14 protein-coding genes are annotated in these 16,188 nt (G+C 63.2%); 8 read left to right on the forward strand and 6 right to left on the reverse strand.

Annotation, left to right across the window (positions count from 1 at the left end; translation table 11 throughout):
• Nucleotides 1-12 precede the first annotated feature (12 nt).
• The 4 genes from GN300_RS14205 to GN300_RS14220 all read left to right on the forward strand — a co-directional run bounded on the left by GN300_RS14205 (nt 13) and on the right by GN300_RS14220 (nt 4,614).
• Nucleotides 13-1,425 carry a TerD family protein gene (locus GN300_RS14205; protein WP_063315079.1) on the forward strand — a complete coding sequence of 471 codons (1,413 nt, stop codon included), beginning with the start codon at nt 13-15 and terminating at the stop codon, nt 1,423-1,425.
• A gap of 158 nt (nt 1,426-1,583) precedes the next feature.
• Nucleotides 1,584-2,477: an SGNH/GDSL hydrolase family protein gene (locus GN300_RS14210; protein WP_063315078.1), complete on the forward strand. Its 894-nt coding sequence runs from the start codon at nt 1,584-1,586 to the stop codon at nt 2,475-2,477.
• A 40-nt stretch (nt 2,478-2,517) separates the two neighbouring features.
• Nucleotides 2,518-4,074, forward strand: coding sequence for a TerD family protein (locus tag GN300_RS14215; protein ID WP_063315077.1), 1,557 nt, complete (start codon nt 2,518-2,520; stop codon nt 4,072-4,074).
• Between the two features lie 84 nt (nt 4,075-4,158).
• Entirely contained in the window at nt 4,159-4,614 is a 456-nt protein-coding gene (locus GN300_RS14220) for a tellurite resistance TerB family protein (protein ID WP_003941110.1), read from the forward strand.
• Nucleotides 4,615-4,670: 56 nt separating this feature from the next.
• On the opposite strand, the gene GN300_RS14225 is transcribed toward GN300_RS14220, so the two are convergent.
• Entirely contained in the window at nt 4,671-5,192 is a 522-nt protein-coding gene (locus GN300_RS14225) for a 2-oxo-4-hydroxy-4-carboxy-5-ureidoimidazoline decarboxylase (protein ID WP_007727034.1), read from the reverse strand.
• A gap of 497 nt (nt 5,193-5,689) precedes the next feature.
• Here GN300_RS14225 and GN300_RS14230 point away from each other — a divergent pair, with 497 nt between their 5' ends.
• Nucleotides 5,690-6,154: a hypothetical protein gene (locus tag GN300_RS14230; protein WP_156511696.1), complete on the forward strand. Its 465-nt coding sequence runs from the start codon at nt 5,690-5,692 to the stop codon at nt 6,152-6,154.
• A 945-nt stretch (nt 6,155-7,099) separates the two neighbouring features.
• On the opposite strand, the gene GN300_RS14235 is transcribed toward GN300_RS14230, so the two are convergent.
• The 5 genes from GN300_RS14235 to GN300_RS14255 form a co-directional block, all read right to left on the reverse strand.
• The gene (locus GN300_RS14235) at nt 7,100-8,893 is read right to left on the reverse strand and encodes an alpha/beta fold hydrolase (protein WP_063315075.1); all 1,794 of its coding nucleotides are present in this window, start codon (nt 8,891-8,893) and stop codon (nt 7,100-7,102) included.
• Complete coding sequence (locus tag GN300_RS14240; RefSeq protein ID WP_233405643.1) at nt 8,890-9,489, reverse strand: TetR/AcrR family transcriptional regulator; 600 nt, start codon at nt 9,487-9,489, stop codon at nt 8,890-8,892. Before GN300_RS14240 ends, GN300_RS14235 begins: the two co-directional genes overlap by 4 nt.
• Nucleotides 9,490-9,631: 142 nt before the next feature.
• A complete protein-coding gene (locus GN300_RS14245) occupies nt 9,632-10,054 on the reverse strand; it encodes a hypothetical protein (RefSeq protein WP_228232423.1) in 423 nt (140 codons plus the stop codon).
• A 434-nt stretch (nt 10,055-10,488) separates the two neighbouring features.
• Nucleotides 10,489-12,468, reverse strand: a complete 1,980-nt coding sequence (locus GN300_RS14250; protein ID WP_082845684.1) for an amino acid permease — start codon at nt 12,466-12,468, stop codon at nt 10,489-10,491.
• A 4-nt stretch (nt 12,469-12,472) separates the two neighbouring features.
• Nucleotides 12,473-13,291 (reverse strand): polysaccharide deacetylase family protein, encoded by an 819-nt coding sequence (locus tag GN300_RS14255; RefSeq protein ID WP_007727026.1) that lies wholly within the window; start codon nt 13,289-13,291, stop codon nt 12,473-12,475.
• Nucleotides 13,292-13,413: 122 nt separating this feature from the next.
• Here GN300_RS14255 and GN300_RS14260 point away from each other — a divergent pair, with 122 nt between their 5' ends.
• The 3 genes from GN300_RS14260 (at nt 13,414) to GN300_RS14270 (ending at nt 16,160) form a co-directional block, all read left to right on the forward strand.
• Nucleotides 13,414-14,943, forward strand: coding sequence for an LCP family protein (locus tag GN300_RS14260; RefSeq protein WP_233405644.1), 1,530 nt, complete (start codon nt 13,414-13,416; stop codon nt 14,941-14,943).
• A 133-nt stretch (nt 14,944-15,076) separates the two neighbouring features.
• Complete coding sequence (locus GN300_RS14265) at nt 15,077-15,283, forward strand: hypothetical protein (protein WP_124568973.1); 207 nt, start codon at nt 15,077-15,079, stop codon at nt 15,281-15,283.
• Nucleotides 15,284-15,329: 46 nt separating this feature from the next.
• Entirely contained in the window at nt 15,330-16,160 is an 831-nt protein-coding gene (locus GN300_RS14270; protein WP_007727023.1) for a crotonase/enoyl-CoA hydratase family protein, read from the forward strand.
• The last annotated feature ends 28 nt before the right edge of the window (nt 16,161-16,188 follow it).

Raw genomic sequence — 16,188 nt, forward strand, 5'->3', positions numbered from 1 at the left:
AAGGGGATTTAGTTGTCTGTATCGCTTGCCAAAGGGCAGAACGGCCCGCTGGACGTCTCGGATGTAGTTGTCTCGGTTCAGCTGGCTGCGGCCGCTGACCTGTCTGCACTCCTCGTGACGAGCAACGGAAAAGTTCGTTCCGACGCCGACTTCGTCTTCTTCAACCAGCCGACCGGACCCGGCGTGCAATTGGTACCCAACCCGGGTGGCATTGCCTCACTCCGAGTCTCACTCGCCGGCGTACCCGCCGATATCGAGCAGGTTCGCGCCGTCATCACGCTCGACGACGCTTCGTCGAACTTCGGGCGCACTGCTGCACCGACCGCTCGGGTCTCCGATGCCGCCGGGAACGTGTTGTACGAGTACGTGATCGACGGCCTCACCACCGAGTCCATCGTCATCGCGCTCGAGGTGTACCGACGCCAGGGTGCATGGAAGGTGCGCGCCGTCGGCCAGGGGTACGCGGGTGGATTTGCCGCGCTGGTCACCGATCACGGTGTGTCCGTCGACGATGCGCCCGCGCCGCCGCCGCCCACTCCGGTCGCGGCTCCGGCGCCGATCACCCCGCCCTCGTCCGTCGCTCCTACACCGCCGGCGTACAACCAGCCGCCGCAGCAGCAGCCTTCGTACAACGCGCCGCCGGTTCCGCCGGCCCCGCCCGCGTACAACCAGCCGCCTGCCTACAACCAGGGACCGACGCCGCCGGCCTACCCGCCGGCGCAGCAGCCTGCGTACAACCAGCAGCCGACGTACAACCAGCAGCCGACGTACAACCAGGCGCCCCCGGCGCCTCCCGTGCAGAACCAGCCGCCGGCGCAGCAGCCCGAGGTGAGCCTGGTCAAGGGACGCCCCGTCAGCCTGACCAAGGGCCAGAAGGTCACACTCCGCAAGGAGGGCGGCGTCGCGCTCACCATGATCCAGATGGGTCTGGGTTGGGATCCGATCAAGAAGAGCGGCCTGTTCGGAAGCCGTACCGCCGACGTCGACCTCGACGCTTCGGCACTCCTGTACGCCGACGGCAACCTCGTCGACGTCTGCTACTACGGTCAGTTGACGTCCAAGGACGGCTCGGTCCGTCACATGGGTGACAACCTGACCGGCGACGGAGACGGCGACGACGAGGTCATGCTCGTCGATCTTCAGCGGGTCCCGGCTCACGTGACCACCGTGATCTTCACCGTGACCTCGTACCGCGGACACACGTTCGAGCAGGTCTCCAACGCTTTCTGCCGTCTCGTGGACAGCACCACCAACTCCGAGCTCGCTCGATACACGCTCCAGGGCGGCATGGCTTTCACCGGAATGGTGATGGCAAAGGTGTACCGCGTGAACGGTGAATGGAAGCTGCAGGCCATCGGTGAAGGTATCCAGGCCAAGCACGCAGGAGAAGCTGCGCCGCAGCTGGGCCGTTTCCTCACTGCTTGAGTCGAGACTGCATACTCGAGATGAATCCGGTTCGGCGGTAGGTGATTTCGATCGCCGTCCGTCGAACCGGACATCGTTTCCCCCTCTGTGCGTTAACCTCATGCGGCATGTCGAGCCGTCAGTCGAGCGGCCGTGCGCGAGAGGACTTGGCACAGTAGATGATCATTCGAGGGAAACTTCTCGGTCGGGCGGCGGCCGTCGCAGGCGTTGTGCTGGCGCTCGTGAGCACCGGAATCGCGCAGGCTTCGGTGCCCCAGTCGGAAACTCGGTCAGGAGTATCCGGCACCGGGATCAAGTACGTCGCCCTCGGTGACTCCCGTGCCTCCGGTCCAAGGCTGGAACCGATGTACCCCGACGCCTGTTCGCGTTCGTACGAGAACTTCGCGGGCAAGATCTCTCGGGCACTCGAGGTCGCGGAGTTCACCGACGTCTCTTGCAGCGCGGCACGCGCCGAGAACATCATCGACACTCCACAGCTGATTCCGAACTACTGGCCTGTCCAACTCGATGCCGTTCACCCGGACACCGACCTGATCACCATCTCGATCGGCGGCAACGACTCCAACAGCATCTTCCTCGGCCCCCTGTGCGTCGCTCCGGGGCCAGGAACCGATCGTGGATGCCGGTACGACCCGCTCGCGAATTCCGTCGCCCAGTCCGGAATCGACCGGGCTGCCGGAGAATTGGATCGCATCCTGACTGCGGTCACGCAGCGCGCGCCTAGCGCTCGCATCTACCTGATCGGAGAGGGCGGCATGATCTCCTCTCGCGGATGCTGGCCGAACATTCCGTTCTCAGACGCCGACGCATCCTGGTTCATGGACTACTTCGCTCGCTACAACACGAAGTTCGACGAGGTCGCCCACGCCCACGGTGTGCGCACTGTCGACATTGCGGCGGCGAGCATCGCCGGCGGACACGACGCATGTGCGAGTGCAGATCAGCGTTGGTTCGAAGGCCTGTTCTCGGAGTCGACGGCGCAGCGCTTGCACTTCACGGACGCCGGGATGACCGCGGTCGCCGATCTAGTGGTGGCGGACCTGCAAGGCTGACCGAGAGAGCCCGGTCATGGCATAGTTCGCTGCTGTGGGTATGACTTTTGTTCCCGGACAGAACGCGCCGCTGCAGGCGCCCGTGGTGACGTTTCGAGCCGAGAGCCAGACGCCGTTCGACGTGTCGGCGCTGGTAGCGGACGCGAACCTGCGGGCATTGACGTCCGCGGACTTCGTGTTCTACAACCAACCGTCCACCGCTGGAGTGCAACTCGACGAGAGCGGCATCCGGGTGGAACTCGATCGACTTCACCCCGATGCGGCAGCGGTGTTGTGCATCGTCAGCGTGGATCCGGCGGCGACGGCCGCGGGCGCCTTTCGCACGGCCGGGCTCTCCGCCACCCTGAGCGATCAATCCGGTTCGGTCCTGGCCGAATTCGCGATCCCCACCGCAGGTACCGAGACAGCGGTCATCTGCTGGGAGCTGTACCGAAAGTCCAGTGCCTGGAAGATTCGGGCCGTAGGGCAGGGCTATGCGGGTGGTCTGGCGGAACTGATCTCGGTGCACGGCGTCGAGGTGGACGACGAGCCGGCACAACCAGGCCCGACAGCTGCGCCCGAGTGGGACTCCGCCGTGGAGCCGTTGGAGGTGGGCCGCGGCCTCGAGCGTGCGTGGATGATCTTCGAGGACGCCTCGCGTTCTGCCGCTTCCTTCGTCTCCAGCAGCGAGTACGCGCTTGCCCGTTTGGACGAGGATCTGACCGCAGCCGTCGCAGATCCGTCGTTGCGGAACTCGGCAGCGGGAGTGGCGGCGCGCGATGCCGCACAGAAGCGTCACGACGACCTCGTCTCACTCGCGCGGGACAATCACGCCCGCGACAGCGCTCAGCTTGCGCACGAACTCGGCGTGATCGACGGCGTGCTCCCACGGTCGATGGCGTCGTGGAAGTCGGTGTCCTGGGCGGGTACAACCGATCCGGCCCAGATCACGGCCGTCAGCGACGGAATGCGTCTTGGCGAGCTGTCGGCTCCGGACCGCGGCACACTCACCGTTCCCTACTGCGTCCCGTTGCCACTGCGCCGGCCGATCTGGGTGGACAGCACGTCGAGCAAAGCAGCGCTCGGTCTGATCAGTGCCGTCACCGTGCGCGTCATGGCCGCCGGCCCGATGCCGCTACTCGACGTCGTCGACCTGACCGGCTCGCTGACGCCACTGACCGACCGACTGGCACCGATGCTCGCGGGCCCGGTCATCACCGCTCACACCGAGATCTCGGCGCGCTTGCGGGCACTGGCCGAGGCCGTCGACATGGGCGAACTCGCGCGAATGAGTGGTGTCGCAGATGGCCCGAGTTCCCTGCGCCTGTTGATCCTCAGCGATTTCCCGCACGGATACTCCGCCGAAGACGCACAGACCATCATGTTCCTCGCCGAACGCGGACCGGGAATCGGTTTGTCGATACTGATTGTCGGAGAGGACGAGTCGAACTTCGCGGAAGAATCCGTCGCCGCGCTGTCCGAGGGGTGCCAACATCTTTCGGCAGCAGGGCAGACGGAGGTTCACGATCCGTGGACCCGCACGCAATGGCACTTCACCCCGGACGTGCTCGACCCGATCTCCGAGTCGCGAATTCTGGCAGTGTTCGACCGCACCTAGCGGCCGATGGCGGATTGCCGAGCGCACAGGCAGAGTGGTGGTACGACCACGCGCGGTGTGTGGCGGCAATACTCGAGGAGACTCATGGCATTCTGGGATCAGTTGAAGGCTAAGGCTCAGGAGATGAACGGCCAGCTCAAGACAAAGACCAGCCAGTTCCAGAACAAGGAATTCAAGAACGCGAGCATGGCAATGTGCGCGTTGATCGCCGCCGCAGACGGTTCGATCGATCCGTCGGAGCGTCAGAAGACCGCCGCGCTGATCATGAGCAACGAGTCGCTCGCGGTCTTCCCGCCGGACGAGCTTCGTGAGCAGTTCGACTGGTACTGCAGCAAGCTGTCCTCGGATTACGAGTTCGGCAAGGTCGAGGCAACCGCAACCATTGCCAAGCTTAAGTCGAAGCAGGATCAGGCCCGCGCGGTCATCCAGATCGGCATCATCATCGGCGGCGCGGACGGCAACTTCGACGAGCACGAGCGCGGCGTCGTACGCGACATGTGTTTTGCAGTCGGAATCTCTCCGGCCGAGTTCGATCTCTGATCGATTCAGAGCATGAAAGCGGGTGCGGCGCGAAAGCGCTGCACCCGCTTTTCTTTTCAGTACTCGGGATAGCCGTCCTCGGGTCCCAGCATCCGCTCGATCCTCGTCCGCGTGATCTTGGCGAGCTCGTCGACGCAGACCTTGCGCTCGACGGACCGTTCGTTGGACATGCGCTGGCCGATGTTCTCGAGCAGGTCGTCGGCGTCGTGGCCGTGCGAACACCACAGATACCGGAAGCCGAAGTTCCGCTCGTACTCCTCGCCGGCGCGATAGATGGTTGCCATGACGGCGTCGTCCGGAACCCAGATCGAGCATTGCTCGAGGTGGGACGGCACGCTGTTCTTGCGCACGCCTACGGGTGGATGGCATTGCAGGGCGCGTTCGACGTCCTCGTCCGAGAGGTTGAGAATCGCGTCCTCGGCGCGCGAGAGGATCTCCGCGTGGTCGGCGAACGGACGTCCGTCGCTGACCCACCCGGCCCACGTCAGCGAGCAGCAGCACTCGAACAATGCGTGAACTGCCTTCTGCCGCGGTAGTTCGTTGAAGCGCTCCAACCCGATCGATTGATGTAGCAGCATGTGACCTCCCGGCCCGTTGTGCCTTCAGGCGCGCTCGACATGCCGCGCGGTAACCAGATGCGCGACCACTTCGATAATCCGCCGCTTCACCTGGGAAAGGAAGGTTTGCTCACCGAGTTTTCAGGTTCTTAACGCGGCGTAACGAGCTGACCGACACGATCTCCACCCGACAAGGTTCGCTGACGAAGCCGACTCACCCGGGCGCCGATGACTACAGGAGATGGCGAGCAATCTGTCCCGAAAAGAGGCCAATCAACGTTGCGTCTGATGCAACTTCACGGAGATCGGTTGGCGATCCCGCCGTCTCCGAAAGGCGACCAGCGGCTTGACAGGGTCGGCTCTCGTTTGAGGCTCTCGGCGTCGGCCCCTGCAATGGGCCGGGAGTGTGTCTCGTTCGCTGGCAGTCGTGGAGGCTCCGCGCGAGTTCGCGGTTGGCTCGATTTTGTATCGGGCCGTAGATGTCATATCAAGAATCTATGAGGTCGAGGGTGGATACGGTGGGCGAGCGGAGGGGGATGTGGATCGTCGCCGCATTGTCGATACTTGCTCTGGCAGCACTCATCTGCGCGGTGGTGACGTTCAGCATTGCTGTGCAGTCGATCTCCGGTGGTATGGGTCCTGCTGTCGAAGCGAGGGTGCTGGACGTGGAGGACGGTGCCACGCTGGGCCGTTGTGTGCATCCGCGCACCTATACGGTGGGATGGGCGCAGGACGAGGTGGACCACATCGAATCGTTCGTCGAGTGCTCCAGCGCGCACGAATACGCTGTGGGGCAGACGGTCAGGTTGTGGCGGGGTTCGAGTGGTCACTTGGTCGGATCGAGTCCGACGCTGATCGTGGCTTTGAGCAGTTCGCTGTCATTGGTGACGGGAGCGTTGGCGGTTTTCTCCGGGCGGAAGGCAGTTCGGGCGTGGCCGGCTCGACGGAAGGGGCGTAGTGATGTGGGGACGTTGAACATGTGAGTCCGTATGGCGGCGGTGGCAGGGAAACCGGAATTTCACGTAACCGTCCTCGCAGCTACGCCATTCGAACGCAAGTAGCTCGGCGATTCTTTTTGTGGGGCGACGCAAGCGCTCGCTGCCTCGGAAGTAGCTCGTAGACGTCACGATCTTCCACGGTTTATCTGCGCCGTTTGGTGTGTGAACGGCGAACTCTCCATGAGGTGCCGTGACTCACTCAGAGGTTTTCGTCCTGGACGACGGGTATTGATTGTTCGATGTAGTCGGCGTCGGGTGTCGCGTCGACGGCTGCGGGTACGCGGTCGTTTTCCATGGCGGTGGTCCTTACTGTGCGGTGTGTCCTTCTGGCTGTGCGGATTTCAGTGTTGTTTGCGCGTTGTCGCGGCGTAGTGCTGCGGTGCTGTCCTCGAGTTCGAGGACCCGCCTGATGCCGACGAGGTTGATGCCGTCGGCGATGGGGTGTTGCTCACCAGGCTCGCGGCGGGCACCCTCGAAGCTGCAGCGCCGGCCCCGCCGATCATGTTGCCTCGCTACTCGTATCGGGTTCCGGTGATGCGGCCTCGAGCCACTCAACGCTCCCCTCCGTTGCAATTGAAGTGAAGGAACACTGCGCGATTCGAATACTGCACGGCCCGTCGACCTCCCCGGTTGTCACTGATCCGGAGCAACAACGCATTCGAGGAGGCTTCAGATGATTGCTGGGGTGGGATTCGGTGGCTTCCATTGCCGTGGGAATGGCGGATAGCGCTCTCCTAGGTGACTCCATGCGAGCTCAAGCGGAACGCAGTTTTACTGACGCCCTGGTGAACACTTCGGCGGCCATGAAGCTCTTACGTCGACTGCTCAAAGGACTGGAGTTGTGCTGAGTGTGATGGTCACCGACAGACTGGCCAGCTACAGATTGGATGCCCGTATCTCTGTCAGCTGCTGAAACCGCAGGCGTCTATGTCACGCGAGCGATCCCTCGAGCAGATCGACGAGAGCATCGGTATGGGTTAGTTGCGGATGGTGCCCGGCACCCGGCAGCGAGATCAGCTTGATGTTCGGAAGTGACTCGAGCTGCGCAACCGCGGCCGGGTCGATTGGGTCTTTGCTTCCTGTGATGATGCGGACCGGGCCACTGAATCGCCTAAGCGCTTCTTGGAGTTCAGCACGCCACCGCTTCGATCTCGCACGGGCGAGATGCTCGGCCACGCTCTTGGAACTGCTTCGCTCGAGGTCACTGAGACTGGAAACGAGAGAATCCGCGCTCGCTTCTGATCCGGTCAGTTTGCGTGAGAGCCGTGCCGGGTCTGCGTGTCGCAAGTAGGCGCGTACGAGCGGCTTCAGTCTGGCCGAGGAACCCATCGGGGCCTGGAGGAAGAACGGTGCGATCAACGTGAGGGACTTCACCTGCGCCGGGAACCGGTCAGCCGCAACTACTGCAGCAGCCGCACCGATGGAGTGGCCGACGAGGTCAGCAGGTTCACCAGCTACTACCGCCGGCAGCCACTCATCCCAGTCCTGAACGCCGGCCCCGCTACTGAGGCCGAGGCCGGGCAAGTCGACGACCCGCCCCTCGATGCCGGCAGCTACCTCTGCCCACGTGTCCGCGTTCACGGGCAAGCCGGGAAGAATCACCCGACTCGATCCTCGTACGCCGAGCTCAAATGTCCTCAGGCCGCCGACGTCGACGAATCGACGGTCGGCGGACATGACGGCACCAAACCGATGCGCTGCCAGGTAGTCGGCCCACCGTTCGAGGGACACCAGCACGTCGGGCATCAGGATCCCGTGTCTGTCGGCGAACTCGACGGCGGACTCTGTCGGATAGCGGTCGGCGGACATGAAGGTGAGGGTCTCGGGATCGGCCTTGGTGATCTGCTGCGGGAGCCGCTTGATGACGCCGATCGGAATCCTGACCCGCGGGACCTTCGCACCGAGATGCCGACCGACGTGTGTGAGCAGGTCCGCTAGCGGTGGGGTGTCGTCGTGGAGAACCCAGTAGGCCATGCCCTCAGCAGCGGGATCGACCGCAGCTGCCGTCATGAAGGCCGCCAGATAGTCGACCGTGACGATCGGGAGAAACGTCGATTCGTTTCCAGGCAACGCTGCTGCGGTGCCGTTCCAAATCTGCTCGACTGTGCTGGCCAGCCCGATGTGCTGGTCGGATTCCCCGGTGGCGCTGTCGCCGATCACGCTGGACGGATTGACAATGGTCCAGGGAACTCCGTGCTTGAGGGCTCGGGCCTGGAAGATTGCGTCGGATTCCACTTTTGACGCTTCGTAGGCGCCAAGGTCCTTGTAAACCGCGGTGCGGTGATCGTCGGGCCATGGAACCGTTGTGGGGTCTTGTCCGCCGACGCGGTAGCCCGACACGTGGATCACGCGCTGCAGGTTGGGGAGGTCCTTGGCGAAGTCGATCAGCTTCTCGACGATGCCGACGTTCGCGCTGCGTGCCTCCTGGGCGGTCATTCCGAATCGGTAGGACCCGGCGCAGTTGTGGATCTCTGTGATGAAAGGGAACGCCGATGGGCCACCCGCGACGATTTCAGGAGCGTCGAAGTCGACGATCGTCGTGCTGATGCTCCGCGTCAGGCCATGCTCTCTGACCCATCGCTCGACACGGGCCCCGGACTCGGCGGTCCGAACTGCCGCCGTGACGTTCGTACCAGCCTCGGCGAGGGTCAGGACGAGGTGCCGACCGACCAGACCTGAGGCCCCGAAGACCAGGGCGTGACGGGAGACGTCGCGTGGAGTCATCGCGTTCCGCCAACGGTCTGGCAGCGCTGGTTGATGAGCTCCGCAACGATGTCAGCGGCCGAAATCAGGGGTTGCGTGTTTCGCGTAGCGCGAGAGACGATGACCGCCCCCTCGATCGTCGACACAACAACGGTCGCCAGGGATCGGGCCTCGTCGGGGACAACGCCGCTGGCCTCGAGAAACGCGGTTGTCAGGGCGATCCACGACTCAAAGGCAGCGGCGCACGCCTGCCGCAGACGCTCGTTCTCCGCGCCCATCTCCAGGGTGACGACAGAGACCGGGCAACCCCGCCGGAAGTTGCTCTCGCTGACGATGGTCGTCAGGGCCTCGATCGCGGCGCGTGCTGCCTCGGCCGCATCGACCCGGGAAATCGCGGCCTCTGCAATCAGCGTCCCGAATGCCTTCGTGGCGAGCTCAATCGCTGCGACGCCCAGGCCTTCCTTCCCGTCGGGGAAGTGGAAGTAGATCGACCCTTTCGGCGCTGCGGCGTGTTCGATCACGGCGTTCAGGCCCGTGCCGCTGTAGCCGCTGGTCTGGATGAGCTCGAGCATGGATTCTGCGAGCCGTGCCCTTGTCAGGTCTCCTTTGGATGCCATGAGCCAACAATAGACCGGTCTACATATTATTTTCAACCGAGAGAATGCGTCTACCAACCAGTCTCGTCGTGATCGACATGCGTGTGACCGCCGACGCCATCATCGGAGTGCCGGCGACCTAGGATCCGGCCAAGGCTTCGGGTCAGGTCCGCTTGCGGGTCGCGATCTCGTCGGAGAGCTGCTGAACGTGGGCGGCGTCCGCGTCCCGGGCAAGGGCGACGTAGTGGTCCATGACGGCCGGCCGGTAGCGCACGGGCAACGTCTGTCCTGGGGCGAGTCGTGTCAGCTCGGTGATCGTGAGGTCTTCGTCTGCGATACCGCGGAACAAGATGCCGTCGGAGGTCTCCACGTCGAACATCAGGACCACGCGTGGATTGCTGTTGACCTCCCGCCAGTCGACGAGAACGCCGAGCGCAAGCACCCCCGTCCGCAGTTCCGCATTGCGCTTGCGTGCATCACTGCTCATGAGCGGGTTCGGGGCGACGCCCGGAAAGTCGGGTCCGACGCCGAGTGATTCCCGACTCAGGTCAGGCCTGAGCTTCGACATCACATCGTCGAGCGTCATCTTTGAATCGTTGCGCTTCTTTTTCCAACCGAACATCCTGACCCCTCCATCACAGCGGCGCCGGAATCTCGGCCTGGAGCTTCGCTCTGATCGCGATTGTATGTCGCGGTCATTCTCGATCTCCGTCGCATCGTCCCGTCCACCTGCGGGTCGAAAGGCCTTTCAATCTGCACTCGCGCGTGCGGACAGACTTTTCGCTCACCAGTTGCACGCCAGTCCCTCTTGCCGGTGCAATTTCCGTTGTCAGAAGGCGAAATCCATGAAGGGGACCGAGATTGGCCCCCAGACACGAATGGAAGGTCGCCATGACGAACGACGCCCCTCACCATCGCGCCCGCATTGGTCGCCCGCCACCTCGGCCACCACAGCCCTGGATGCAGCGATGTTCGACAGCAATCGCGAGCGGGCTTGTGAGCGGTTAGTGGGAGTGGGCGTCAACCGACGTGGACGTGTGGCCGGCGGGACTGGTCGGGTTCGGCGCGGCGGAGGACCTCACGGGTCACGGGAGCGGTTTCGCCCTCACCGATGAACAGGAAGCGGAGCAGGTACATGAGCGGGTTTCCCTCCGTCCACTCGAAGTACACGTCGGGAATCACGCCGGTGATGTCTCTCGTCCGCAGGAGAACCGCCGCAATGGTGTTGGGGACGGCCGGGCTGTCGACCCACAGAATCCGGTGCTCACCGCGCTGTCGGCCGTGGACGAGGAGGTCGGTGCTGAATTCGGAGGAGTCCGTGACGTTGACCTCGATGAAGATGATCGACTCCGCCTCCGGGATGTTGCTTTCGGCGCGCTGCTGCGATTCCTTCTGCCGATACTCGTCCTCGTCGAGACGGTCGACGTCGTGCGCCACCATCGCGAGGTAACCCTTCTCGGCTGCCTCGGCGATGAATTGCAGCGCGGTCTCGTCGAATTCGACGGAGGTTGCCCGTAGTTCGAAGGCTCGCGAGATCCGGGAAAGGAAGGACACCACCATGATCGCGGCGATGAAGAACGACGCCACTTTCACACCGTCTGGACGTTCGAAGATGTTCGCGATCGTCGTGTAGACGAACAAAACTGCGACAAAACTGAACCCCACGAACAGTTTTCGCTGACCGTGCTTACGAGCGGACAGTGCAACGGCGACGGTCGCCGACGAGATGAGCACGAGGACACCGGTTGCGTACGCGGAACTCTGAGCGTCGACACCGGCGTCGAAGTAGATCGTGACAGTGATGGCGATGACGCTGAACACGAGGACCAGCGGACGCACGGCGCGGGCCCACGACGGCGCCATGCCGTAGCGGGGGAGATACCTCGGAACAAGATTGAGCAACCCTGCCATTGCCGATGCACCGGCAAACCAGAGGATCAGAATCGTGCTGAGATCGTAGACGGTTCCGAAGATCTCACCCAGATAGTCGTGGGCGAGAAAGGCAAGCGCGCGACCGTTGGCAGCGCCTCCGGGTTGGAACTCGTTTTCTGGGATCAGGATGGTGGTGACCAGGCTCGACGTCAGCAGGAATCCGCTCATGATCAGCGCCGCCGTGGTGAGCAGGCGCCGCGCACCTTTGATGCGGCCACGTGGATTCTGTTCGGTGTCGTGCGGATCGCCCTTGATCTGCGGCATGACCGCGACGCCGGTTTCGAAGCCGGACAGACCGAGAGCCAACTTCGGGAAGACGATCAGCGCGATCAGGATCATCATCGCCGGGTTTCCGTGCTCGGTGGTCATGGCGCGCGTCCAGTCGGTGACCAACGACGGCGCGGTCGCGATGTGCCACAGACCTACGGAGATGACCACCACGTTCAAGGCGAGATAGACGGCGACCAATCCGACCGCGATACCGATCGCTTCGGTGAATCCGCGGAGGAAGACCGCAGCGAGGAGCGCGAGCAGAACCAGGGTGACGGCGACGGTGTGTCCGGAGAGAAAGGTTGGAGCAAAAGGGTTCTCGACGAGGTGCGCCGTGGCATCGGCAGCCGAGAGCGTCATAGTGATGAGGAAATCGGTGGCCGCGAAGCCGAGAAGCACGAGAACGAAGATCTTGCCGCGCCACTTGGGCAGCAGCTTCTCGAGCATGGCGATCGAACCCTCGCCGTGCGGACTCTCGCGAGCCACTCGCCGGTAGACCGGTAGAGCGCCGAAGAGTGTCAGCAGGATCAATACGACTGTCGCGATGGGAGCCAACGTGCCGGCCGCCAGTGCCGCGATACCGGGTTGGTAACCGAGAGTGGAGAAGTAATCGACACCCGTCAGGCACATCACCTTCCACCACGGGTGGCGCTTCTCCTTCTTCGGCGCCATCCGGTGTGGCCCCAGATGTCCGGCTGGTTCCTCGGTGATGTCCGCGAGCAGCCAGGCCTCGGTGCGTTGTTTCACAGACGGAGCCGTGTTGTCGGCCGGGACCTCGTTGTCGGCTGCGGTCACCACGGCGTCACGGCTTCAGATAAACATCGTTGAGCGTGACAGTCCGCAGGTTTCGGCTCCGGATGATGTCCACCAGTTGCGGATACACGTGGGTCACGGGCAGATAGTTGAGGTGCCCGATCACGATGGCCCCCGGATTGAAGTACTGGTTCGCCATTTGGAGGATGTACTCCTCGGTGATCAACGAAGAATCCGACAGTGATCCGTACCAGAGGGTGGGCACGGTGTAGCCGACGCTCGCGGCCACGGAATCGACTGTCGCGTTGTGCCTTCCGTACGGCGGCCGAAAGTACGGCGCCGCGTCCACGCCGTAGGTGTTGCGCAGGAACGTGCCGTTCTTCGTCAGCTCGTCTGCGATCTGCTGCTTCGACACGGACGTCAGATCCGGGTGCGAGTAGGTGTGATTGCCGAGCTGAATTTGTCCGCTCTCGACCAGCGGTCTGAGAAGTCCGGCGTTTTCGGTCCACGAGTTGTATTGCCCGTTGACGAAGTACGTCAAACGGATGCCGGTGTCTTTTGCGAACTGTGTGTAGAGGCGCACGACTTCGGAGCTGGCTCCGTCGTCAACCGTCAGGGCAAACAGATCCCCACCGCCGGGTAACGCGGTCAACGATCCGCCGGCGGGCAGCGGCACCCGGGCAGACGGCGGTGGAGGCGGCAACAAGGCAGGCGGGAGATCCGGGACAGGGACGGGGTCGGTTGGTTCGTCGGCTGCGGCGATTGCCGTGCCGACCGAACGTGACGAACAAGCGGTTCCCATGGTCACCGCGGCGGTTCCGGTCAGAGTTGCTGCTGCGAGGGCACTGAGGAAGCGTCGGCGGTCCACAGGGCGGAGCCTAGAGCAGATTTGCCTAATTCGGACTTCATTCTCAGCGTTCTTTCAGCGAAAGACCAGCCGTGTCCGGTATCGACAGGTTCTACTCAGGAACGGTGGATAGCGTGTCGGCCGTGGAACCGCGACCTCGACACTCGGCAACCAGGCACAGGCGTAGGCGTCAACCGCAGCGGTCGACGCTCTCGGTGGGGCGCAAGCTGGCGGCGGCGTCCCTGTCGACGACGATTCTGGTGGGCGTCGGAATCGGCTGGTACGTGCAGTCGGATCTCACGTCGGGGCTGTACCGATCGGACGCGCTCTCCGCCCTCGGTGACGACGCCGGCAGTTCGCTCGACGGGGATACCAACATCTTGTTGATCGGGCTCGACAGTCGTAAAGCGATGGACGGCAGCGACCTGCCGGCTGAGTTCGTCACCGACAAGCTGCATGCGGGGGACAGTGATGTGGGTGGATACAACACGAACACGCTTATCCTGCTCCATGTTCCGGGCGATGGTGGCAAGGCCAGTGCGGTGGCAATTCCACGCGACGATTACGTCGCGGTACCCGGCTACGGAATGGCCAAGATCAAGGAAGCGTACGGAATGGCGAAGGCTGATGCGGACGCCAAACTGATAGCGGACGGGGTGACGGATCCTGCTGCACGAGAACAACAAGCGCGTGAAGTCGGAAGACGGTCGACACTGACCACCGTGCAGAATCTGCTCAAGGTTCCGATCGATCACTTTGCCGAAGTGAACCTGATGGGCTTCTACGACGTCGTCTCGGCTATCGGCCCCGTTCAGGTGTGCCTCAACAATCCGGTGCAGGATGACTTCTCGGGCGCCAACTTCCCGGCCGGAGTTCAGACTCTCGATGCGTCACAGGCACTTTCGTTTGTCCGTCAACGCCACGGCCTGGACAACGGGGACTTGGATCGCACCCACCGGCAGCAGGCTTTCATCAGCGCGGTGATCGCCAACTTGAAGGGCTCCGGCGTCATCGGAAACATTCCGAAGATGACGGCACTGGCCGACGTGGTGAAGAAGGACGTGGTGATCGATTCTGCCATGGATCCCGTCCGATTCGCTTCTCAGGCAAGCGCTCTCGCAGGTGGGAACATCGACTTCTACACCCTGCCCATCGAGGGATACGAGACAGTCGACGGCCAGGACGTCAACATGGTCGATCCGGCGCGTCTGCGTAGTGAAGTGTCGCGGATCTTCGCGGGAGGTGACTCGGCATCTGCACCTGCGATGGACACTGCTGTCTCGACCGGGAACGAAGTTGTGGACATCCGCAACGGAACCGCGACGGACGGGTTGGGCGCCGCGTTGGCAGCGGCGACGAAAGCGTCGGGAGTCGAAGTCGGAGAGGTGAGCACCGCAGCTGCGACGGCAAAGTCGGTGGTCAGCTATGGAGTCGGCGCCAAAGCCGTCGCAGAGGCGCTGGCCGAGCAGTTGGGCGTGGCCGCAGTGCCTAACGAGCAGGCAGCGGCCGAATCAGTGTCTGTACTCATCGGTGAGGACAATGCGCAGACCGTGTTCTCGGCCGCTCCGGCGCAGTCGGACTCGTCGGTATCCGCCGGCACCGTTCCCGATACGGGAGCGCAGGGATCACCCATCCGGGCCGACGCGAATGGCGGCATTCCCTGTGTGGACTGACTCTCAGGTAATTCGCACCAAACTCACGCTGACTTCTTCGATCTGCGGGTCTACATTGGAGAAGTCGAACTCAGTCGGGTACTTCACCTTTGGGGTACCTGACTGAGATTGCGTAGTTGAAAGGATCACCGACATGGCTACAACAGCAGCGGTACAGAATCCGACACGCTCACGTGCCAGGACCATGTCCTTGTCCGAGTACGTGGCCGAGCATCCGGCGCAGCGCGTTTTCCCACCGACCAGTGAGCGGGCGGCCAGGATGGCGATGCTCATCATGTTCGCCCTGATGGCCGTCACCCTCGTCGTACTGGTACTTGACGAGGCAGGAATTTTCGGATGAAGGCAGCGGTCTTCGGCTGAGCCGGACCTTTAGTTACTCTTGAGTAATGACTGAACAGAAGAGCTGGAATGCGTTCACCGTCGAGCGCGAAGACAACATCGCCCAGGTGACGCTGATCGGGCCGAGCAAGGGCAACGCGATGGGGCCGGATTTCTGGAGTGAACTCCCCGAAATCTTCGCCGACCTCGACGCCGACCCCGAGGTGCGTGCAATCGTCATCGCCGGTTCAGGCAAGCACTTCTCGTTCGGACTGGACCTGCCGGCGATGAGCGGCGAATTCGGTGCCGTCCTCGCGGACAAGGCTCAGGCAGGCCCGCGCACCAAGTTCCACGACATGATCAAGCGCATGCAGTCGGGCATCAATGCCGTCGCAGATTGCCGCAAGCCCGTCGTCGCAGCTGTGCAGGGCTGGTGCATCGGCGGCGGCGTCGACCTGATCACGGCGGCGGACATCCGCTACGCAAGTGCCGATGCCAAGTTCAGCATCCGCGAGGTCAAGGTCGCGATCGTCGCAGACATGGGCAGCCTCGCGCGTCTGCCCGCGATCATCGGCGACGGACACCTGCGTGAGTTGGCTCTGACCGGCAAGGACATCGACGCAGCGCGCGCCGAGAAGATCGGCCTCGTCAACGACGTGTTCGAAGATGCCGACGCGGTACTGGCCGCGGCGCGCGCGACCGCCAAGGAGATTGCGCTCAACCCGCCGCTCGTCGTCCACGGGATCAAGGACGTGCTCGATCACACCCGCAGCGCGAGCGTGAACGACAGCCTTCGCTACGTCGCAGCCTGGAACGCGGCGTTCCTGCCTTCGCAGGATCTGACCGAGGCCATCACCGCCGTCTTCCAGAAGCGCCCGCCGGTCTTCCAGGGTGAGTAGAAACTGCAAGGGCGAGTAAAAACAGCAC

This window comes from Rhodococcus sp. Ni2 (assembly GCF_021352185.1).
GTDB classification, from domain to species: domain Bacteria; phylum Actinomycetota; class Actinomycetes; order Mycobacteriales; family Mycobacteriaceae; genus Rhodococcus_F; species Rhodococcus_F qingshengii.

Excerpts from the sequence above, each read along its gene's own strand:
- GN300_RS14245 (WP_228232423.1), bottom strand. The coding sequence starts at position 10,054 with ATGACGCTCGACGATGTGATGTCGAAGCTCAGGCCTGACCTGAGTCGG.
- GN300_RS14210 (WP_063315078.1), top strand. The coding sequence starts at position 1,584 with ATGATCATTCGAGGGAAACTTCTCGGTCGGGCGGCGGCCGTCGCAGGC.
- GN300_RS14220 (WP_003941110.1), top strand. The coding sequence starts at position 4,159 with ATGGCATTCTGGGATCAGTTGAAGGCTAAGGCTCAGGAGATGAACGGC.
- GN300_RS14270 (WP_007727023.1), top strand. The coding sequence starts at position 15,330 with ATGACTGAACAGAAGAGCTGGAATGCGTTCACCGTCGAGCGCGAAGAC.
- GN300_RS14240 (WP_233405643.1), bottom strand. The coding sequence starts at position 9,489 with ATGGCATCCAAAGGAGACCTGACAAGGGCACGGCTCGCAGAATCCATG.
- GN300_RS14265 (WP_124568973.1), top strand. The coding sequence starts at position 15,077 with ATGGCTACAACAGCAGCGGTACAGAATCCGACACGCTCACGTGCCAGG.
- GN300_RS14235 (WP_063315075.1), bottom strand. The coding sequence starts at position 8,893 with ATGACTCCACGCGACGTCTCCCGTCACGCCCTGGTCTTCGGGGCCTCA.
- GN300_RS14215 (WP_063315077.1), top strand. The coding sequence starts at position 2,518 with ATGACTTTTGTTCCCGGACAGAACGCGCCGCTGCAGGCGCCCGTGGTG.
- GN300_RS14225 (WP_007727034.1), bottom strand. The coding sequence starts at position 5,192 with ATGCTGCTACATCAATCGATCGGGTTGGAGCGCTTCAACGAACTACCG.